Below are 18,706 nucleotides of genomic sequence, written 5' to 3'. Positions count from 1 at the left end.
CAGGTGTTCAGACCGAGCGCTGGGTGGCGGCTGCCGCCAGCTCGACCAGTACGTCGCGCGCGTGCTCGTCGATGTCGGCGGCGCGCAGTGCCTCGACGGCGTGGTCGGACAGCTGGCCGATGACTGCCTCGACCTGGGCCCGGGCGCCCGACTCCTCGATGATCGCCCGCAGCTCGTCGACGTCGGCGTCGGTGAGCGGGGTGCCGAGCGCGGCGTCGAGGCGCTCGGCGGCGGCCCGGGGTGCGCCGTCGAGCGCGAGCGCGACGAGCACCGTGCGCTTCCCCTCGACCAGGTCGTCGCCGGCCGGCTTGCCCGTGGCCTCCGGGTCACCGAAGACGCCGAGGAGGTCGTCGCGCAGCTGGAACGCCTCCCCGAGGGGCAGGCCGAACCGGCCGAGCTGCTCGAGCTGGTCGGAGGTGGCCCCGCCCAGGGCGGCGCCGATGTGGATCGGCCGCTCGATGGAGTACTTCGCGGACTTGTAGCGCAGCACCGTCATGGCCGTGTCCACGTCGGCGCGCCCGCGCGCCTGCACCGACACGTCGAGGAACTGGCCGGCGATGACCTCGTTGCGGCACTGCTCGAAGAGCGCGAGCCCGGGAGCGACCTCGTCGGCCGGGAAGCCGCTGCGCCGCAGCATGTCCTCGGCCCAGCCCAGCAGCAGGTCGCCCAGCAGGATCGCGGCGGCCGCGCCGTACTGCTCGGGATCGCCGCGCCAGCCGGCAGCACGGTGCTCGGCCTCGAACGCGCGGTGCGTCGCGGGTCGGCCGCGCCGGGTGTCGGAGGCGTCCATGAAGTCGTCGTGGACGAGCGCACTGGCGTGCAGCACCTCCAGGGAGGCGCACGCGCGGGCGAGTGCCGCGTCGTCGTCCACCGACGGGCGGACGGCGCGGTGTCCCCAGTGGCAGAAGGCCGCCCGAAACCGCTTGCCCCCGCTCACCGCCGTACGCGCCTCGGCGATCAACCGGCTCGCGTCGGGGCCGAGCGGGACGAGCTCGGCCTCGCGGTCGTCGAGGAAGGCGTCGAGGACCTCCTGGACCCGGTCGCGGAAGTCGGCGGGGTCCCAGGTCGTCACCAGTTCAGCCTAAACACTGGACAGGAAGCGGGGATCGGCGCGGTCCTCCGTAGGCTGTTGCGCATGACGCACGCACGGGGACAGAGCATGCGCGAGCGGTTGGCGCGCGGCGACCGGTCCTTCTCCTTCGAGTTCTTCCCGCCCAAGGACGAGGCCGGCGAGCAGCAGCTGTGGCAGGCGATCACCGAGCTCGAGCCCTACGGCCCGACCTTCGTGTCGGTCACCTACGGCGCCGGTGGCACGACCCGCGACCGCACCGTCGCGATCACCGAGCGGATCGCCCGCGAGACCGGCCTGCTCCCGGTCGCCCACCTGACCTGCGTGGGACACACCACCGACGAGCTCACGACGATCCTCGCCGACCTCGCGCGCGCGGGCGTCGACCACGTGATGGCGCTGCGGGGCGACCCGCCCGGTGGCCCCGGCACGGCGTGGACCCCCACGGACGGCGGGTTGACCTACGCCAACGAGCTGGTCGCCCTCATCCGGGCGCGGACCGACATGCGCATCGGCGTCGCTGCCTTCCCCGAGGGTCACGTCGACGCCGCCGACCTCGACCACGACGCCCGCGTGCTCAAGGCGAAGTACGACGCCGGCGCGGAGTTCGCGGTCACCGAGATGGTGCTGCGGGCCTCCGACTACGTCGCGCTCGTCGAGCGGGCCGCGGCGGTGGGGGCGGACCTCCCGATCATCCCGGGCATCATGCCGATCCTGAACCTCCGCTCGATGGAACGTATGGTGGAGCTGTCCCGTCGGCAGCTGCCCGAGGAGATCACGGCCCGTCTGACGCCCCACGCCGACGACCCGGCGCGGCTGCGCGCCGAGGGCATCGCGATCGCGACCGAGCTGTGCGAGACGCTGCTCGACGCCGGGGCGCCGGGCCTGCACTTCTACACGCTCAACCGGTCCAAGGCGACGCGCGAGATCTTCGCCAACCTGCAGATCACGGTCTGAGGCGCGCGTGCAGACCGTCACCGTGACCGGGACCGGGATCGTGACAGTGGTGCCGGACAGCGCGGTCGTGAGGCTCGCGGCCTGCGCCCGGGGGAGCGGCGTCGCCGAGGCCTACGCGGCCATGGCCGGCGCGGCCGCCACCCTCGTCGAGGTCGCGCACCGTCACACCGAGGAGCGCCGGGTCGCCTCGACCGGTATCTCGGTGTGGCCGGCCCGGGACCACGAGGGGCGCGATGCCGGCTACGAGTCCCGCCACTCCTACTCCGTCGCGTGTCCCGACCTGGCGGCCGCCGGTGCCCTGCTGGGCGAGCTGGCCGGGGAGGTCGGCGATGCGCTCGCGGTCGACGGGGTGGCCCTGGAGGTCACCGAGGACCACGGCGCGGGGGACCGGGCCCGGGAGGCGGCCTTCGACGACGCCCGTGAGCGTGCTGCCCAGCTCGCCCGGATGGCGGGTGCGGGGCTCGGCGCCGTCCAGTCCATCGTCGAGGGAGACGTCCACCGGGGACCGACGCCGATGCCCAGGATGGCGCTGGCCAGCGCGACCGCGGCCGGCCTCGAGTCGGGCGAGGCCTCGGTCACCACGACCGTCACCGTGGTGTGGGAGCTGGCCTACTGACGTGGCGCCCGGCCGACCATCTCGGCCACCAGCGCGGCGCTGAGCCCGGCGAACGGCAGGCCCGACCCGGTGGTGGCGTGCGCGCCCGCGGCCAGCACGCCCGCGATCGGCGTCCGCGGGCCCAGTCGGGTGCGAGACGTGCGGGGGCCCTGCCACAGCACGCCGTGCGGGGACCCGCCCCACGCCTCGACGAGGTCGCGCGGGGTGCGGTCCACGCGGGCGACCACCTGGGCCCGCACGTCGAGCCCGTGGCGCGCGAGCGCGGTCAGTACGTCCTCCGCGATCCGGCCGCGCGCCAGCACCGTCCACGCCGCCGCACCGTCAGGAGCCCGACCGCCGGTGCGCACCACCAGCAGGGGGTCGCCGTGCAGCACCACCTCGTGGGGCAGGTCGGGCACGTCACCCTCGAGCCCGACGTGGCTCACGACAGGCGGGAAGGCCGGCATCGTGCGCCGGACGTACGTCGCCAGGGCCGGCAGGCGACGCGGGTCGATCGCGACGACCACGTGGTCCGCGTCGACCTCGCCGGGCGGGGTCTGCACTGCAGCGACCCGGCCGTCCCGCACGACGAGGTCGGTGGCGGGGGTGCCGGTGAGCACGGTGACGCCGCGCAGCGCGAGCCGGTCGGCCATCGCCACGCCGAGGGCGGCGAGCCCTCCGGGGACGGTCCACGCCCCGAAGCGTTGCTCGAGGTAGACGTCGACGCCGGCCAGCACCGGAGCCTGTCTCACGTCGTGGCCGTCCATCACGAGCCGGTGGCCGGCGACCAGCCGGAGCCGGTCGTCAGGCAGCGCCCGGCGCAGTCGCTTGTGCAGCGACTCCCGGCGCTCGAGCAGGGACAGCATCTCGCGGGGCGCGACGTCGGCGTCGAAGGGACGCTCGTACCACTCCTTGCGCAGGACCTCCCAGGTCTCGCCGTACGACGCGACGTGGTCGACCCACTGCCGGCCCAGGCCCGCGCCGAGGCCGTCGAACGCCGCGAGCTGGGCGGACCGCGACCCTCCGGGCAGCTGCAGGGTCGAGCCGTCCTCGAAGCGGTGCTCGCGGACCACGTCGAGCGGCTGGAGGTCGAGCTCGCGCTCCAGCGGGCGACCGGACTTGCGGAACAGGTCGCGCACGACCGCGGGCAGCAGTGTGCTGGTCGGCCCGGCGTCCCACGCGAAGTCGCCGTGCCGCACCGTGGTGAGTGCGCCCCCCAGCTGCTCGGAGCGCTCGAGGAGGGTGACCTCGTGCCCGACCCTGGCCAACCGGGCAGCGGCCGCCATGCCGCCGAATCCGCCACCGACCACCACCACGCGAGCCACGGGGGAACCCTAGGCGCCCTTATGCGACGTCGCGGACGGGCTCCTGTGTTTCCCGGTCCCGTTTCTTCCACCTCCGCCAGCCGCGGCGCGCCAGCCGACCGAGCACGAGCAGGAGGACGAGGCCGACCACGAGCAGGACGCCGGCGATCGCGGCAGCCGCCTGCGGGTGCTCGAGGGAGAACCACACCACCCCGAGCACGAGGGCGTCCTCGGTGAGGCTCGCCGCGACGTTGGTCACCGGCTCGGGCGAGGAGTTGATGGCCAGCCGACCGCCCGCCTTGGCGAGGTGGCTGAGCAGGGCCGTCCCGCCGCCGACCACGCCCAGCACGGCCTGGTCGAGCGAGGAGGCGTCGCCGGCGAGCAGCACACCGATCACCGCCCCGGCGGTGGGCCGGATGGCGGTGGAGATGGCGTCCCAGGTCGAGTCGATGTAGGGGACCTTGTCGGCAACGAACTCCATCGCGTACATGAAGCCCGCCGCGGCGAGCACGTCCCACCGGCCCAGCACGTCGGGGATCTCCGCGACGGTCCCGAGCCGGTCCGCGATGCCCAGCACCAGCACGACGAGGTAGGCGTTGACGCCGCTCGCCCACCCGCTGGAGAACGTCATGGCCAGGGCGTCCATCAGCGGGCCTCCATCAGTCCACCTCGACCTCGACGGCGCCGGTCATCGCCACCAGCTCGTCGTAGGACGTCGAGAAGACCGCAGCCGGGTGTCCGGCTGCCGCCCACACGACCTCGTGCCTGCGCAGCCACGGGTCGATCCAGGTGCGGATCGGCGCCGGGTGGTCGATGGGGGAGACACCCCCGATGACCTGCCCGGTGTGGTGACGGACGAAGTCGGGGTCGGCGCGCCGGAGCCGGCTGACGCCGATGCGCTCGGCCACGGCCGCCGTGTCGACCCGGTGGGCGCCGGAGGTGAGGATGAGGACGGGTTCGCCGTCGCCGTCGAAGAGCAGGCTGTTGGCGATGGCGCCGACCTCACACCCCAGCGCCGCCGCGGCGAGTGCTGCCGTGTGGGCGCTGTCGGGCAGGATGACCACGTCACCGGCGCCGCCGCGTCGGGTGAGGTCGCCTCGAAATGAGGTGATCGATGCGTGCTCGGACGACATGATGCGAGCCTAGCGACGAACGACGACAAGGCTCAGGGGAGTTTTCAGATGGCGCGCGACCTGCCGGGATCCGTGGTCAACAGCATGCGAGTGCTGGGGCTGATCGTCGCGACGTCGGGAGTGATCACGCTGTTGATCTGGCTGATGCGCGACGAGGTGATCCTCGGGTGGGCCGAGGGCAACCCGTCGGCGCAGGAGATCCTCGCCCAGGGCGGGATCGAGCAGCTGCGCGAGAGTCCCATCGTCCCCGGCTTCGTCGCCCTGTCGGTGGTCGCGTTCGTCGGCTTCGGCCTGCTGGTCCTCGTGCTGGGCTCGTTCTTCGTCGGCGGGCACGGCTGGACCCGTCCCGTCCTCACGGCCACGGCCGGTGTCGGTGTGCTGGTGGGCGTGGTGTGCCTCGACGCCCAGCTCCCGACCATCTTCGTGGTGCTCTCGGCCCTCGTGATCGTCGAGGGTGTCGTGCTCTCGTTCTTCCTCTGGCAGCGCGAGACCACCGCCTACCTGCGCCGCGTCTGACCCGCCTCTCCTCGCGGGGCGATCCCGCCGTCCTCCACGGCCCTGGGTGCGGCTCTTGACCGGTTGTCGGTGGGAGGGAGTAACGTTCTGGGTGTTCGAACACGTGTTCGATGCGACCCGGGTGGCGGTGACCTCGACCCCCACCACCTCCCGGGTCGGCCCCGGGGTCGACGGATGTGCGAGGAGGCGCGATGAGGCAGTACGACGACCCCGTCGAGGTGCGACGAGGCGAGGCGGACGACCCCGACCAGTTCCTGTGGCGGGGCAGGCTGTGGAAGGTGCGCGCGGTCGTGGCGCACTGGATGGAGGCGGGCCCGTGGCGGCAGGGCGGACCGGAGGCCGGTCGCCCGGGGAGCGGCGCCGACCTCGTGGCCGGGCGCGAGCTGTGGCGCGTGGAGGCCGGCCGGGGCATGCTCGGCGGTCGTCAGCCGAGCGACCCGCAGGCCGTTGCCGTCTTCGACCTCTCCTTCGACTGGACCGACGGGCGCTGGCAGCTCGTCGGGTGCCTGGACTGAAGGGCGATGGTCATGACCGCACCCGGCTCCCGCTCGGGGCTCGCGCCCGCCCCCGGGCCTCACCTGCTCCCCGCCAGCGCCCACTCCTACCTCGCTCGCTCGGCGACCTCGCTGCGCGACGCGATCACCGCACGTGACGTGCCGACCCGCTACGCCTGCGCCCATGTCGCCGCCCTCTGCGCAGCAGCCGCGCTGCTCGCGGCCCGGGCCCGTCCGGCGCCACGGGGTCGCCGGCAGAAGAACGCGTGGGTGCTCCTCGCCGAGGTGGCTCCCGAGCTGTCGGAGTGGGCGAGCTTCTTCGCGGCCGGCGCTGCCAAGCGGGCGGCTGCCGAGGCCGGGTCGACGCGGGCCGTGTCCGAACGGGAGGCCGATGACCTCGTGCGCGACGCCGACCGGTTCCTGGCCGTGGTCGAGCAGGCGCTCGGCCTGGTTCCGCACGCCAGCGTCGCCTGAGGGCCGGGCGAGGTGTCGACAGACCCGCTCGTGCGGGAGGGCGTGGCGACCGAGCCACTAGGGTGGCGCCCATGGCCCAGCCGACCGCGAGCTCCTCTGCCAGCGAGCGCCGCCAGTCCGTCCGCACCGGCGTGGTCTGGGACGGCGTACGACGACTCCTCGAGGCCGACGTCGCCGACGGGCAGCCGGCCCGCATCGTCGACATCGGTGGCGGCACCGGTGGGTTCGCCGTCCCGTTGGCCGAGCTCGGACACGCCGTCCAGGTCATCGACCCGAGCCCCGACGCCCTCGCCTCGCTCGACCGGCGTGCCCGCGAGCGCGGCGTCGCCGACCGCGTCACCGGCCAGCAGGGCGACCTGTCCGACCTGTCCGACCTGGTCGACGAGGCCGACCTCGTCCTGTGCCACGGCGTGCTGGAGATGGTCGAGGACCCCGCGGCGTCCCTCGCCTCGATCGCCGGCGTGCTGCGTCCCGGGGGCCACCTCAGCCTGCTGGTGGCCCAGCGACACGCCGCCGTGGTGGCGCGTGCCATGGCTGGCCACTTCCAGGCCGCGCGCGAGCTGCTCGACGACGTTCCCCACCGACCGGCAGGCGGATCGGCCGACGGGCAGACCGGACAGGCCGGCCCGGTCGGGCGCAGCGGCCGCCGCTTCACCCACGACGAGGTCGTCGACCTGCTTGCTGGCGCCGGCCTCAGCCCGGAATCCGTCCACGCCGTCCGCGTCTTCGCCGACCTCGTGCCGGGGAGCCTGCTCGACCTCGAGCCCGGTGCGACCGCGGCCCTGGTCGAGCTCGAGAAGGCCGTGGCCACCCGCCCCGAATACCTCCCCCTCGCTGCCCAGCTCCACGTCACCGCGCGCCGCTGACCCTCGCCCCGGTGGGGGGCGGCGATGACCGACACCCCGCTGCTGCACGTCGACATGGACGCGTTCTACGCCTCCGTCGCGCTCCGGGAGCGCCCCGACCTGGTCGACCAGCCGGTCGTGGTGGGCGGGAGCGGACGCGGTGTCGTGCTGGCCGCCAACTACGTCGCGCGCCGCTACGGCCTCCGTTCGGCGCTGCCGATGACCCGGGCCCGCCGGCTGTGCCCGCACGTCGTGGTGCTCGCGCCCGACTACTCCACGTTCATGAGCGTCTCGGCGTCGGTGATGGAGACGTTCCGCGACGTCACCCCCGTGGTGGAGGCGATGTCGCTCGACGAGGCGTTCCTCGACGTGCGTGGCGCCACGTGGCGACTCGGCACCCCCACCGAGATCGCCGAGCGTCTCCGCGCGACCATCCACGACGAGCAGGGCATCACGTGCTCCGTCGGGGTCGCGGCGTCGGTCTCGGTCGCCAAGGTCGCGAGCAGGCGTGCCAAGCCCGACGGCGTGGTGGTGGTGCCCCCGGCCGAGGTCGCCTCGTTCCTGCACCCGCTCGACGTCGGGGAGCTCTACGGCGTGGGGGAGAAGACGCAGGCGCTCCTGCACCGCTTCGGCCTGCTCACCGTGGGCGACGTCGCCCACACCCCGCTGCAGACCCTGCAGCGTGACCTCGGTGACCACCTCGGCCGCCACCTCCACCACCTCGCCTGGGGCACCGACCGTCGTGATCTCTCGCCGACCGCTGGACCACACGAACCGGAGCGGTCGATGGGGGCCGACGAGACCTTCGCGCGCGACACCGACGACCGCGACGTCATCGTCCGCGAGCTGTTGCGGCTGACCGCCCGGGTGACCGGGCGCATGCGCGCGGCCGGAGTGGCCGGGCGCACCGTCACCCTCAAGGTGCGCTTCTCCGACTTCACCACGATCACCCGCTCGCGCACGACGTCCGAGGCCACCGACGTCACGGTCGAGGTGCACCGCGCCGTGACCCACCTCTACGACGCCCTGGGGCTCCGACGCGTGCGCGTGCGGCTGGTCGGCGTACGGGTGGAGGGGCTCGTGCCGCGTGCGACGGTGCACCGCCAGCTCGTGCTCGGCGAGCCCGAGCACGGATGGGCCGAGGCCGACCGTGCTGTGGACCGAGCGACGCGCCGATTCGGTGCCGCGGCCGTCCGGCCGGCGAGCCTGTGGTGAGATCCACCTGCGGTGGGTGAATTTTCCGGGGACGCCTACCGTAGGTGGGGGCGGGTGCCTAGACTTGCGGCAGAAGGTGGAGGAGGAACCGTGGAGCTCTCCGAGGAAGAACTGCGAATGCTCGAGCAGATGGAGCGCGCCCTCGTCGAAGAAGACCCCAAGCTCGCCTCCACACTGCGTGGCACGTCCTTCCAACGGGCCGCCCGTCGCCGGATGATCCTGGGCGGGGCGGTCCTTCTCGTCGGCATCGGTCTGCTGATCGTCGCGGTGCTCCTCGACCTCACCGCCGTGCTCCAGACGATCGTCGGCGTCCTCGGCTTCGTGGTCATGCTCGCGGGCGCGATCCTGGCGCTGACGTCGGCCCGCAGCCCGGGTCACGTGACCCCCAAGGTGCGCGCCTCCGGTCGCACCGGTCTCGGTGTCGTCGACGGTGGTCGTCAGCACCGGCCTCGGCGCCAGCGCTCCGGCAGCCCGTTCATGGAGCGCATGGAGGAGCGGTGGCGTCGCCGCCGCGAACGCGGCTTCTGACTCCACCGCTTGTACTTCCCCTTGCTGACCGGGCACTTCCTGCCCGTCCTGGATCCTGACCGGGCGGTTCCTGCCCTTTCAGGAGACATCACAGCGTCCCCTCCCTCGTACGCCGAAGGGGGCGCTGCCGCCTGCCACGGCGAGGAAGTGCCCGGTCGGCGTCCCTGACGGGCAGGAAGTGCCCGGTGAGCGTCGCTGATGGGCAGGAAGTGCCCGGTGGGCGTCCCTGGGCTGGAGGTCAGCCGACGAGCTCGTCGACCGTCCGGGTGGACTCCTGGTCCGTGGTCGGGGTCGTGGCCCGGCCGGAGCGGGTGCGGAGGCGGAGGCGGGTACGACGTCCCACGACCGAGGCGGGCCACCACGCGGCGCGGCGCGCCTCCCGCGAGGTCACCCCGGCGGTGAGCGACTCCTCGACCAGGGTGAGGTCACCGGCCAGGCCATCGGCGGTGAAGGTCTCGGGGTCGCGGGCGTAGCGGCTGCGCTCGAGCGCCGCGACGATCCGGTCGAGGGCCTGCGCCGCCTCGGGCGCCTGGTCGCGCCCACGGCGCGGACGGTCGGGCCGCGAGCTGTCGTGCACCGGGGTGGCGAGCAGACGGCCGAGCCACTCGCCGGCCCGTCGCGGCGAGCGGCCCTCCGGCCAGGCGTGGCCGAGGTCGCGGGCCACGTCGCGCAGCTCGACCCAGAGGTCCTCGATGCCTCCGTCGAGGCGGCGCCCGCGTCGCGCCGTACGGACTAGGCGGGGCGTCAGGAGCAGCAGGGCCACCAGTGCGAGGCCGAACAGGCCGGCGAGGATCGGGACCCAGGGGATGGACGAGCCGTCCGCCTCGGCGGCGGCCGTCTGGGCGTCGGCCTCCTCGCCGCGGTCGGGCAGCTCCTCGGCGGGGCGCCCGGCGCTCGGCGACGGCGCCTGGGTGACCTCGGGGAACTGGGCCTCGGTGTAGTCCGGCGGCTGGCTGGCGCGCGACTGGGGCGTGGGCTCGAAGCGGACCCAGCCCGATCCCGGGAAGTAGAGCTCCGGCCAGGCGTGCAGGTCGCGCGAGGAGAACTCCCACGAGCCGTTGGTGGCGCGCTCGGGCTCGAGGAAGCCGACCGCGACGCGGCTCGGGATGCCGAGGACGCGCGCCATGATCGCCATCGAGGCCGCGAACTGCTCGCAGTAACCGACCCGGTCGTTGAGGAAGGCGAGCAGGTCGGCGCTGCCGTCGCCCGCCGACGGCACCTGGCTGATGTCGTAGCGGAAGCCGCCGTCCTCACGGAACCACTGCTGCAGCACCTGCGCCTTCTGGAAGCGGGTGGGCGCATCGGCGGTGACGCTCGCTGCGAGCCTGCGGATCTCGTTGTTCAGGCTGCTGGGCACCTCGGTGAAGATGCCGGCCACCGAGCCCGCACCGGACACCGCGGAGTTCATCCGGTCGGCGTCGTAGGTCAGCTGGACCCCGGTGTAGTCGTAGGTGCTGTCGGCCGTCGTGACCTCCTCGCGGGCGGCGATGACGTCGCGGGTGTCGAGGTCGTAGCGCCAGTCACTGCCGGCGGCGATCCGGGTCGTCTGCGCAGCGGTCGGGAGCCAGGACGACGCGAAGTCGGGCCCGACGCGCACGTCGTACTTGAACTGCCGGCGGGACACGTCGACAGCCACCCCGTCGAGCGGGGGCAGCGTGCCGGACGCGGCCTGGGACTCCGGGATCTCCCGGTCGCCCGGTGTCCACTGCGACCCGCTGAACCGCGAGAGCACCGAGATGCGGAGGTAGGTCGGACGGGGGCCGGACGTGGTGACCCACAGCAGCGGGATGTCCTCGCCGCGGCGCAGGTCGCGGCGCAGGTCGACCATCGGGTCCTGCACCTCGACCTCGCGGGTGCCGGGTCCGTTGCCCTCGAAGACGCTCATGCTCATCGTGGGCACCGCGACGGGTACGACGACCGCGAGCGCGATCGCGGTCGCGCCGAGCGCCAGGGCGGTGTTGCCGATCGCACCGGTGCGCACCGAGAAGGAGCCCTTCTCCCCATCGGGCGCGCGTCCCCAGCTGGTGACGTGGTCGCTGTGCTGGATGAAGACCAGGGTGAGGAACAGGGCCGCGACCACCGCGAACAGCCACCACGACACGGCGTCGCCGGTGACCGCGACGGGCAGCGTGTAGGCGGCGAGCAGCACGAGGCCGGACACCGGTGCGCGGCGCAGGGTGCAGGCGATCAGGTCGACCAGCAGGATGACCAGGGTGCCGCCGATGAGCAGGAGCGGGTGGACGGGGGGTACGCCGACCTGGACGGGCGCGGCGTAGCTGCGTGAGGTCTCGAGCGCGTCGCGCAGCGCGACCATGAAGGCGTCGACGTTGTCGGGCGTGGGGATGGGCGAACCGGTCGTGGTGCCGAGCACGAGGAGTGCGCCGATCACCAGCTGGCCGCTGACGACGACGAGCAGCGGGAGCCGGCTCCACCGGGCGACGGCGCCCGCACCGGCGAGGACGACGCCGATGAGGAGCAGGGGGATGGCGACCTCGGCGAACCCCTCGGTGAGGACCCGCCACGACAGCACGGTGGTCCACGCCGCGAGCATCGCGATGCCTGCGATGCGCAGCTGGTGGGGGAGCGTGCTCCACGTGGACCTCATCGTGTGACTCCCGAGGTGGCGGTGGCCCGGCTCTGCATCAGGCCGAGCTCCTGCCAGGCGGTGTCGAGGCGGTCGCGCGGGCCGAGGGTGATCGAGCGCCACCCCGTGGAGGTGAGGTGGGCGGCCGCCCCGGGGCCCGGCTGGACCGGCAGGTGCGGCGCCCAGGCGTCGACGTCGAGGGCGATGGCCAGGCTCGACGACGCGTGGTGCTGCAGGCGCCGGAGGAACGGCAGGTCGGCGTCGCCGAGGCTGCCGAAGACCCCGATCGTCAGTCCACCGTGGCCGGGCTCGGCCAGCCACTGCGTGTCGGGCGCGGGGGAGTGGTCGAGCTGGACCACGGCGAGCGCCTCGAGGAGGGGGATGGTGCTGGCCGCGGCGGTGTGGGAGTGCCACTCGGTCTCGCGGCTGTCGCCCGAGGCGGTGACCAGTCGGACGGTGTAGCCGTGGTGGGCCAGGTGGACGGCGATCGAGGCGGCCGCGGACACGGCGCCCTCGAGCGAGCTGGCGGCGCCCTGTCCCCGGTGGGCGGTGCCGCGGTTGTCGAGGAAGACGGTCGCGCGCGACTGCCACGGCTGCTCCTCGCGGCGCACCATCAGCTCGCCGACGCGCGCCGAGCTGCGCCAGTGGACGCGGCGCAGGTCGTCGCCGCGGCGGTACTCGCGGACGGTGACGTCCTCGGCGCTGCCGGTGGCGAAGGCGCGGGGGCGGTTGTCGCCCGAACCGGTCCAGGCCCCGCCGAGCGGGATGCTCGGCAGGGGGATGGTGCGCGGGGTGACGGTCAGCCGCGTGGTCGCGTGGAACGTGCGACCCAGCTCGACGAAGCCGAACGGGTCGGTCACGCGCACCGACATCGGGCCGATGTCGAACTGCCCGCGCAGCTCCGAGCGCACCTGGTAGGTCGCGTGCCGGCGCCACCCGTGGCCGAGTCCCTCGAGCACGAAGCGGGGGCGGGTGCCCAGCACGTAGGGGAGGCGCTCCTCGAGCAGCAGGACACCCGTGGGCGTGCGGGACTCGTTGGCGACGGTGAGCTCGACGGTGGCGGGCTGGCCGGCGACGACGAGCTGGGGTGAGACCGTGCGCACGAGCGAGAGGCGGTAGCGGGAGCGGCCCACCCACCAGGCGGTGAGCAGCGGCAGCACCGCCACGAGGACGCCGATGCGCACCACCGAGGAGTGCCCGACGACGATCGCGGCCACGACGGTGGTGATACCGGCGGCCAGGAACGCCCGCCCGCGGACGGTCAGCGCAGCGAGCGCTTCACGCACGGCTGCCACGGGGGATCGACGCGGTGTCGGACGCCGTGGGGACGGGCACCGACTCGACGATCCCGGACAGGATCGCCGCGGTGGTGCGCCCGCTCATCGTCGCCTCGACGTTGGGCAGCAGCCGGTGGGCGAGGACCGGGGACGTGATCCCGTGGATGTCGTCGGGAAGCACGTAGTCGCGTCCCTGCGTGGCGGCGACGGCCTTGGCGGCCCGCACGAGGTGGAGCGTCGCGCGGGGCGAGGCACCGAGGTGCAGGTCGTTGCTGACGCGCGTGGCGGTGGTGAGCGCCACCGCGTAGCGCTGCACGGCCGTCGACACGTGCACGCGGCCGACGATCTCGATGACCTTGCGGATCTCCCCGGCGTCGGTGACCGGCTCGAGGTCGTCGAGCGGGTTGTGCGCGGTGTGGCCCTCGAGCATCGCGATCTCCGCGGACTCCACGGGGTAGCCGACGGAGACGCGCGCCATGAACCGGTCGCGCTGCGCCTCCGGGAGGGCGTAGGTGCCCTCCATCTCGATGGGGTTCTGCGTCGCGATGACCATGAACGGCTTCTCGAGCTGGTAGGTCGCGTTGTCGACGGAGACCTGGCGCTCCTCCATCGCCTCGAGCAGCGCCGACTGCGTCTTGGGCGACGCGCGGTTGATCTCGTCGCCCACCACGATGTTGGCGAAGACGCCGCCCGGGCGGAACTCGAACTGGCGGGTGTCCTGGTTGAAGATCGACACGCCGGTGACGTCGGACGGCAGCAGGTCGGGCGTGAACTGGATGCGCGCGACGGTGCAGTCGATGCTGCGCGCGAGCGCCTTGCTGAGCTGGGTCTTGCCGACCCCGGGGACGTCCTCGATGAGGAGGTGGCCCTCGGCGAGCAGGACCACGAGGGCGGCGTTGACGACGTCGGGCTTGCCGGCGATGACGCGCTCGATGTTGTGGCGTACGGCGCCGGTGACCCGCCGCACGGTGTCCAGGTCGGGCGCCTGCCCGGAAGACCCACTCGTCACGTTGTTGTCCGTCCCCTCGTGCGTGCTCGCCACCACGGTATGTGGTGCGCGCAACATACCCGCCCGATCCCGCGAGAGGCGCCGCCGTCGTCGGACGTCCCCCACCCGGGCGACCCGCCGTCCCCCACTTCGCTCCACCACCCGCGCCCCGGTCTCCCCACCGGCGCTCCACCGAGGCCGTCCCGAGCGTGGATCCACGCTCAGGAGCACGGCCCCAGGCGTGCTGACGCGGGTGGCGTCGACGTACCGACCTGCCGTCAGCAGCCCGAAATTCGTGCGTGAAACACGCTGGATCTGGTTGACGGTGGAGCGAAGTGGAGTACTGTGGTGCGAAGTGGGGGACAGGGTCGATCTGCCCGCCGAGCAGGGGAGGTGCCGGATGTTCTTCGGCACCTACACGCCCAAGCTCGACGAGAAGGGCCGGCTCTTCCTCCCGGCGAAGTTCAGGGACGAGCTGACGGAGGGACTCGTGGTGACCAGGGGGCAGGAGCGCTGCCTCACCGTCTGGTCGCTGGAGGACTTCGGGAGGCTCACCGATCGGCTCCGCGAGGCGCCGGTCACGCAGAAGAACACCCGTGACTACGTCCGCATGCTGTTCGCCGCCGCCAGCCAGGAGGTGCCGGACAAGCAGGGACGCATCAACATCCCGGCACCGCTGCGGGAGTACGCCTCGCTCCGCAAGGAGTGCGTCGTCATCGGGTCGATGAACCGGATCGAGATCTGGGACCCGACCGCGTGGGCGACCTACTCCGAGGAGCAGGAGCAGAAGTTCTCCGAGCTCAGCGACGAGGTCTTCCCCGGCATCTGAGCCAGCACCCGACAACTCCACAGCTGACATCGCGACCCGTATCACCAGGTCTCGAGCCCGCTCCTCGCGTGGCCATCTGGGGCACTTCCCCGGCACCAGAGGGCTTCCTTTCCCCATCAGGGGAGCGGGCAGGGACCTGGTGCGGCGGCTCGCCCCGTGCCACTTGGCGGGGAGTGTCAGCCGCACCGCCAACCGATCAGCACCAGCCAGCACCAGCACGCATCCGCAGCACCGAGCAGCAACGAGTGGGGTCGAGACCATGAGCACCACCCAGCCTGTGGGACGCACGGCAGCGGCACCGCCGCTGCGGGTGCGCGACCAGGCGCGCGAGGCGGCTGCCCTGATCGCCTTCTCGGCCGCCACGGCGTGCGGCCTGGCGCTGGCCCTGCTGCTGCTGACGCACCTGGGCTCCCAGGGCTGAGCAGATGACGACTCCCCGCCACGCCCCGGTGCTCCTCGACCGGGTCGTCGCCCTGCTGGCCCCTGCGCTCGAGGCACCCGGCTCGGTCTACGTCGACTGCACGCTCGGCCTCGGTGGCCACAGCGAGGCGGTCCTCGAGCGGCTGCCGCAGGCCCGGGTCATCGGCATCGACCGTGACCCGACCGCCCTGGAGATGTCCCGCGAGCGGCTCGCGTCCTATGGCGACCGCTTCACCGCCGTGCACGCGGTGTACGACGAGCTGCCCGAGGTGATGGGGTCGCTGGGCCTCGACCACGTCGACGCCGTGTTCTTCGACCTCGGGGTCTCCTCGATGCAGCTCGACGTCCGCGACCGGGGCTTCGCCTACGCCGAGGACGCCCCGCTCGACATGCGGATGGACCCGACCACCGGCCGGACCGCGGCCGACCTGCTCAACACCGCCACCGCACAGGAGCTCACCCGCATCCTGCGCGAGTACGGCGAGGAGAAGTTCGCCAGCAGGATCGCCCGCGAGGTGGTCCGTCGGCGCGAGACCACGCCCTTCTCCACCAGTGCCGACCTCGTCGAGCTGCTCTACGCGACGATTCCCGCCCCGGCCCGGCGTACGGGCGGCCACCCGGCCAAGCGGACCTTCCAGGCGCTGCGGATGGCGGTCAACGACGAGCTCGCCGTGCTGCGCCGTGCCATCCCGGAGTCCATCGAGGCCATCGGGGTCGGCGGCCGCGTGGTGGTGGAGTCCTACCACTCGCTGGAGGACCGGCTGGTGAAGCGGGCGTTCGCCGACGCCACCCGGCTCGACGTGCCTCCGGACCTGCCGTTCGTGCCCGAGGGCGCCGAGCCCGCCCTGCGGCTCGTCACCCGGGGAGCCGAGCAGGCCGACGAGCACGAGATCGCCGAGAACCCCCGGGCCGCCTCGGTCCGCCTGCGCGCCGTCGAGCGCGTCCTCCCGTCCTCCTCCTCTTCCTCTTCCCCAGGAGTCGCCCGATGAGCAGTCCCGCCCTGCAGCCCCGGACCCGGGTCACGCGCATCGCCCAGGAGGCGGTCGACAAGGCGCGGCTCACCGTGGTGCCCCGGGTGCGGACCCGCGCGCCGCGGGTGCCGTTCATGACGCTGGTGAGCCTCGTCCTCGTCGGTGGCATCGTCGGGCTCCTGCTCTTCAACACCTCCATGCAGCAGGCGTCGTTCACCGCGTCGGCGCTCGAGACCGAGGCCGACACCCTCGCCGCCCGCGAGCAGACGCTGCGGATGGAGCTCGACGAGCTCCGCAACCCCCAGCGCGTGGCCACCGAGGCGCAGGCCATGGGCATGGTCATCCCGTCGGCACCGGTGTTCCTCGACCTCGAGACCGGCGAGACCGTCGGCGTCCGGACGCCGGCCACGCCGGAGAACGCCATCCAGCTGCAGCCGCCGGCGCCGATCAAGCCGGCGGTCCTCGCGCCCGAGCCGACGTACGTCGAGGTGCCCGCCACACCCACGGTCGAGGAGCAGGCGGCGACGGACCCCGGGGCGACGAGCGCGAAGCCGCGGAAGAACCGCAACCGCTGACGGCGCGGTCGCGCCGCTGCGCGGCGACGCGCACCTAGATTTGTCGAGCAGGCCGGGCCCAGCAGGGGGACCGTCCGGGAACTGAGGGAGACCAGTGCCGAGCACCCGCGCCACCGGCAAGCGCGGCGCCTCACGTGGCGCACCGATGCTGCGACTGCGCATCGGGTTCGTCCTCATCGCGATCGTCCTCTCCTTCTTCGGCGCCCGGCTCGTCCAGCTCCAGGGCGTCGACCCGCGCTCCTACGCCGTCCGCGCGGCCGCCGAGGGCGCGGTGCGGCTCCCGCTCGTGGCCGAGCGGGGCGACATCCTCGACCGCAACGGCGTACCCCTGGCCGACTCCGTCAAGGGCAAGATGGTCATCGCCGACCCCGACCTGACGGCCGACCGCGCGCCCGAGCTCGCGCGCCTGCTCTCCGAGCGGCTCTCCGTCGACTACTTCAAGACCCTCACGGCGCTGCGCGGTCGCAAGGAGGGCAGCCGCTACGAGTACGTCGCCCGACGGGTGCCCAGCACCCTCGCCGGCGACACGCTCGCGGCCCTCGACGAGGCGGGCTTCACCGGCATCAGCCTCCAGGACGACCCGATCCGCTCCTACCCCTCCGGCGACGTCGCCGCCAACCTGCTCGGCTACATGGGCACCGACGAGCCGCTCGGCGGCTTCGAGCGCACCTTCGACGAGCAGCTGGCCGGCGTCGACGGCGAGGCCACGTGGCAGTCCAACTCCGGCAAGGGCGTCCGGATCCCGCTGCGCGAGAGCACGCTGAAGGCGGCGCAGAACGGCGCGCCCCTGCGCACGACCATCGACCGCGACCTCCAGTGGTTCACCCAGAAGGTGCTCGCCCAGTCGGTGCGGCAGTACCGCGCCGAGAGCGGCGCCGCTGTCGTCATGGACACCCGCACCGGTGAGATCCTCGCGCTCGCCGACGTGCCCACCTTCGACGCGAACGCGCCCACCGAGGCCGACCAGGACGACCTCGGCTCGCGGGCGATGAGCGACACCTACGAGCCCGGCTCGGTGGAGAAGGTGCTCACCGCTGCCTCCCTCATCGACGCCGGCAAGGCGTTCCCGCGCCAGCGGTTCAAGGTGCCGCCCAACCTCGCGCGCCAGGACCGGGTGATCGGTGACTGGTTCGACCACGGCAACATCCGGCTCACGCTGGCGGGCATCATCGCCAAGTCGTCCAACATCGGCACCGTGCTCGCCGCCGACGCGTTCTCGCCGGTCGAGCTCGTCACCTACCTGCAGAAGTTCGGCCTCGGCCAGCGCACCGACGTCGGCGTCCGTGGCGAGACCCCGGGCATCCTCACGCCGGGCGAGGCGATGACCTCGCAGACCAAGGACCGCGTCGCCTTCGGCCAGTCGCTGTCGGTCAACGTCGCCCAGATGGCGGCGGCGGTCAACACGGTCGCCAACGGGGGCGTGCGGGTCTCACCGAGCCTCATCGCCGGCTCTGCCGTCACCGACGACGGGCTCACCGTCGGCACCGACGTCGCCACTCGCACCCGGGTCGTCAGCAAGCAGGCCGCCCGCGCGACCGCCCGCATGATGGAGAAGGTGGTCGACCCCGAGGACGGCGTGGCGCCCGCGGCGCAGGTGCCCGGCTACCTCGTCGCCGGAAAGACCGGCACCGCCCAGCGCGTCGCCAGCGACGGCACCGGCTACGACGGCAGCACGTCGGTGTCCTTCGGCGGCTTCGCGCCCGCCGACGACGCCCGCTTCACGGTCTACGTCGTCGTCCACGCGCCCAAGGTCGACGGGGGCGGCGGCTCGATCGCCGGTCCGGTCTTCTCCCGGATCATGGGCTACGTCCTGGGCCGCTACGGCGTCGAGCCGACCGACGGCAAGCCGTCGCGCCTGCCCGTCGAGTGGTGACTCGATACGCTCGGTCGGTGCACGAGCCTGTGAGTGCGACGCGACCCCAGCGGGCCCCG

Annotated in this window: 20 protein-coding genes; 13 read left to right on the top strand and 7 right to left on the bottom strand. The window is 73.2% G+C overall.

The genetic code is table 11. The features are described 5' to 3' along the window. Window positions 1-7: 7 nt before the first annotated feature. Window positions 8-1,075 carry a polyprenyl synthetase family protein gene (locus tag ACNKF0_RS14090; protein ID WP_366916441.1) on the bottom strand — a complete coding sequence of 356 codons (1,068 nt, stop codon included), beginning with the start codon at window positions 1,073-1,075 and terminating at the stop codon, window positions 8-10. A gap of 60 nt (window positions 1,076-1,135) precedes the next feature. On the opposite strand from ACNKF0_RS14090, the gene metF reads away from it, so the two are divergent. Next, window positions 1,136-2,026 carry a methylenetetrahydrofolate reductase [NAD(P)H] gene (gene metF / locus ACNKF0_RS14085; protein ID WP_416953054.1) on the top strand — a complete coding sequence of 297 codons (891 nt, stop codon included), beginning with the start codon at window positions 1,136-1,138 and terminating at the stop codon, window positions 2,024-2,026. A gap of 7 nt (window positions 2,027-2,033) precedes the next feature. Continuing rightward, the gene (locus tag ACNKF0_RS14080; RefSeq protein WP_416953052.1) at window positions 2,034-2,642 is read left to right on the top strand and encodes an SIMPL domain-containing protein; all 609 of its coding nucleotides are present in this window, start codon (window positions 2,034-2,036) and stop codon (window positions 2,640-2,642) included. On the opposite strand, the gene ACNKF0_RS14075 is transcribed toward ACNKF0_RS14080, so the two are convergent. From ACNKF0_RS14075 to ACNKF0_RS14065, 3 genes are read right to left on the bottom strand one after another with little or no spacing between them, the layout of a single operon-like run. Then, the gene (locus ACNKF0_RS14075) at window positions 2,636-3,946 is read right to left on the bottom strand and encodes a phytoene desaturase family protein (RefSeq protein ID WP_416953050.1); all 1,311 of its coding nucleotides are present in this window, start codon (window positions 3,944-3,946) and stop codon (window positions 2,636-2,638) included. The two genes, ACNKF0_RS14080 and ACNKF0_RS14075, sit on opposite strands and share 7 nt — an antisense overlap. A gap of 19 nt (window positions 3,947-3,965) precedes the next feature. Next, the gene (locus tag ACNKF0_RS14070) at window positions 3,966-4,571 is read right to left on the bottom strand and encodes a DUF4126 domain-containing protein (RefSeq protein WP_416953048.1); all 606 of its coding nucleotides are present in this window, start codon (window positions 4,569-4,571) and stop codon (window positions 3,966-3,968) included. 13 nt (window positions 4,572-4,584) lie between these two features. Further along, window positions 4,585-5,058, bottom strand: coding sequence for a YbaK/EbsC family protein (locus ACNKF0_RS14065; protein ID WP_299923825.1), 474 nt, complete (start codon window positions 5,056-5,058; stop codon window positions 4,585-4,587). A gap of 48 nt (window positions 5,059-5,106) precedes the next feature. Here ACNKF0_RS14065 and ACNKF0_RS14060 point away from each other — a divergent pair, with 48 nt between their 5' ends. From ACNKF0_RS14060 to ACNKF0_RS14035, 6 genes are all read left to right on the top strand, one after another. Further along, a complete protein-coding gene (locus tag ACNKF0_RS14060; protein WP_299923823.1) occupies window positions 5,107-5,574 on the top strand; it encodes a hypothetical protein in 468 nt (155 codons plus the stop codon). Window positions 5,575-5,765: 191 nt separating this feature from the next. After that, entirely contained in the window at window positions 5,766-6,089 is a 324-nt protein-coding gene (locus ACNKF0_RS14055; RefSeq protein WP_416953045.1) for a DUF6504 family protein, read from the top strand. 12 nt (window positions 6,090-6,101) lie between these two features. Further along, a complete protein-coding gene (locus tag ACNKF0_RS14050) occupies window positions 6,102-6,542 on the top strand; it encodes an SAV_6107 family HEPN domain-containing protein (protein WP_299923817.1) in 441 nt (146 codons plus the stop codon). A gap of 71 nt (window positions 6,543-6,613) precedes the next feature. After that, window positions 6,614-7,408 (top strand): methyltransferase domain-containing protein, encoded by a 795-nt coding sequence (locus tag ACNKF0_RS14045; RefSeq protein ID WP_416953043.1) that lies wholly within the window; start codon window positions 6,614-6,616, stop codon window positions 7,406-7,408. 24 nt (window positions 7,409-7,432) lie between these two features. Further along, window positions 7,433-8,602, top strand: coding sequence for a DNA polymerase IV (gene dinB / locus ACNKF0_RS14040; RefSeq protein ID WP_416953041.1), 1,170 nt, complete (start codon window positions 7,433-7,435; stop codon window positions 8,600-8,602). Window positions 8,603-8,692: 90 nt separating this feature from the next. Further along, window positions 8,693-9,130 carry a DUF3040 domain-containing protein gene (locus ACNKF0_RS14035; protein WP_416953039.1) on the top strand — a complete coding sequence of 146 codons (438 nt, stop codon included), beginning with the start codon at window positions 8,693-8,695 and terminating at the stop codon, window positions 9,128-9,130. Between the two features lie 238 nt (window positions 9,131-9,368). Here the strand turns inward: ACNKF0_RS14035 and ACNKF0_RS14030 are convergent, their stop codons facing one another. The 3 genes from ACNKF0_RS14030 to ACNKF0_RS14020 are packed head-to-tail and all read right to left on the bottom strand — an operon-like array spanning window position 9,369 to window position 14,000. Continuing rightward, a complete protein-coding gene (locus tag ACNKF0_RS14030) occupies window positions 9,369-11,735 on the bottom strand; it encodes a transglutaminaseTgpA domain-containing protein (RefSeq protein WP_416953037.1) in 2,367 nt (788 codons plus the stop codon). Then, window positions 11,732-13,000: a DUF58 domain-containing protein gene (locus ACNKF0_RS14025; RefSeq protein ID WP_416953035.1), complete on the bottom strand. Its 1,269-nt coding sequence runs from the start codon at window positions 12,998-13,000 to the stop codon at window positions 11,732-11,734. Before ACNKF0_RS14025 ends, ACNKF0_RS14030 begins: the two co-directional genes overlap by 4 nt. Then, window positions 12,993-14,000 carry an AAA family ATPase gene (locus tag ACNKF0_RS14020; RefSeq protein WP_416953033.1) on the bottom strand — a complete coding sequence of 336 codons (1,008 nt, stop codon included), beginning with the start codon at window positions 13,998-14,000 and terminating at the stop codon, window positions 12,993-12,995. Before ACNKF0_RS14020 ends, ACNKF0_RS14025 begins: the two co-directional genes overlap by 8 nt. Before the next feature lie 379 nt (window positions 14,001-14,379). On the opposite strand from ACNKF0_RS14020, the gene mraZ reads away from it, so the two are divergent. The 5 genes from mraZ to ACNKF0_RS13995 all read left to right on the top strand — a co-directional run bounded on the left by mraZ (window position 14,380) and on the right by ACNKF0_RS13995 (window position 18,647). Further along, complete coding sequence (mraZ, locus tag ACNKF0_RS14015) at window positions 14,380-14,808, top strand: division/cell wall cluster transcriptional repressor MraZ (RefSeq protein WP_056607086.1); 429 nt, start codon at window positions 14,380-14,382, stop codon at window positions 14,806-14,808. Between the two features lie 259 nt (window positions 14,809-15,067). Beyond that, window positions 15,068-15,229 (top strand): hypothetical protein, encoded by a 162-nt coding sequence (locus ACNKF0_RS14010; RefSeq protein ID WP_268112445.1) that lies wholly within the window; start codon window positions 15,068-15,070, stop codon window positions 15,227-15,229. A 4-nt stretch (window positions 15,230-15,233) separates the two neighbouring features. Beyond that, window positions 15,234-16,217 carry a 16S rRNA (cytosine(1402)-N(4))-methyltransferase RsmH gene (rsmH, locus tag ACNKF0_RS14005; RefSeq protein WP_416953030.1) on the top strand — a complete coding sequence of 328 codons (984 nt, stop codon included), beginning with the start codon at window positions 15,234-15,236 and terminating at the stop codon, window positions 16,215-16,217. Further along, window positions 16,214-16,774 carry a hypothetical protein gene (locus ACNKF0_RS14000; protein ID WP_416953028.1) on the top strand — a complete coding sequence of 187 codons (561 nt, stop codon included), beginning with the start codon at window positions 16,214-16,216 and terminating at the stop codon, window positions 16,772-16,774. The genes rsmH and ACNKF0_RS14000 overlap by 4 nt, the downstream gene beginning before the upstream one ends. 94 nt (window positions 16,775-16,868) lie before the next feature. Continuing rightward, complete coding sequence (locus ACNKF0_RS13995; RefSeq protein ID WP_416953026.1) at window positions 16,869-18,647, top strand: peptidoglycan D,D-transpeptidase FtsI family protein; 1,779 nt, start codon at window positions 16,869-16,871, stop codon at window positions 18,645-18,647. The last annotated feature ends 59 nt before the right edge of the window (window positions 18,648-18,706 follow it).

The sequence above is a fragment of the Nocardioides sp. T5 genome (genome assembly GCF_048161455.1).
In the GTDB taxonomy this organism is placed as follows: domain Bacteria; phylum Actinomycetota; class Actinomycetes; order Propionibacteriales; family Nocardioidaceae; genus Nocardioides.
The sequence above is the reverse complement of the archived record's forward strand: the minus strand, read 5'-3'. Positions and strand labels throughout refer to the sequence as shown.

Bases quoted from the DNA above. Each gene is read 5' to 3' on its own strand.
- metF (WP_416953054.1), top strand. From the start codon at position 1,136: ATGACGCACGCACGGGGACAGAGCATGCGCGAGCGGTTGGCGCGCGGC.
- ACNKF0_RS14070 (WP_416953048.1), bottom strand. From the start codon at position 4,571: ATGGACGCCCTGGCCATGACGTTCTCCAGCGGGTGGGCGAGCGGCGTC.
- ACNKF0_RS14065 (WP_299923825.1), bottom strand. From the start codon at position 5,058: ATGTCGTCCGAGCACGCATCGATCACCTCATTTCGAGGCGACCTCACC.
- ACNKF0_RS14060 (WP_299923823.1), top strand. From the start codon at position 5,107: ATGGCGCGCGACCTGCCGGGATCCGTGGTCAACAGCATGCGAGTGCTG.
- ACNKF0_RS14055 (WP_416953045.1), top strand. From the start codon at position 5,766: ATGAGGCAGTACGACGACCCCGTCGAGGTGCGACGAGGCGAGGCGGAC.
- ACNKF0_RS14050 (WP_299923817.1), top strand. From the start codon at position 6,102: ATGACCGCACCCGGCTCCCGCTCGGGGCTCGCGCCCGCCCCCGGGCCT.
- ACNKF0_RS14045 (WP_416953043.1), top strand. From the start codon at position 6,614: ATGGCCCAGCCGACCGCGAGCTCCTCTGCCAGCGAGCGCCGCCAGTCC.
- dinB (WP_416953041.1), top strand. From the start codon at position 7,433: ATGACCGACACCCCGCTGCTGCACGTCGACATGGACGCGTTCTACGCC.
- ACNKF0_RS14030 (WP_416953037.1), bottom strand. From the start codon at position 11,735: ATGAGGTCCACGTGGAGCACGCTCCCCCACCAGCTGCGCATCGCAGGC.
- mraZ (WP_056607086.1), top strand. From the start codon at position 14,380: ATGTTCTTCGGCACCTACACGCCCAAGCTCGACGAGAAGGGCCGGCTC.
- ACNKF0_RS14010 (WP_268112445.1), top strand. From the start codon at position 15,068: ATGAGCACCACCCAGCCTGTGGGACGCACGGCAGCGGCACCGCCGCTG.
- rsmH (WP_416953030.1), top strand. From the start codon at position 15,234: ATGACGACTCCCCGCCACGCCCCGGTGCTCCTCGACCGGGTCGTCGCC.
- ACNKF0_RS14000 (WP_416953028.1), top strand. From the start codon at position 16,214: ATGAGCAGTCCCGCCCTGCAGCCCCGGACCCGGGTCACGCGCATCGCC.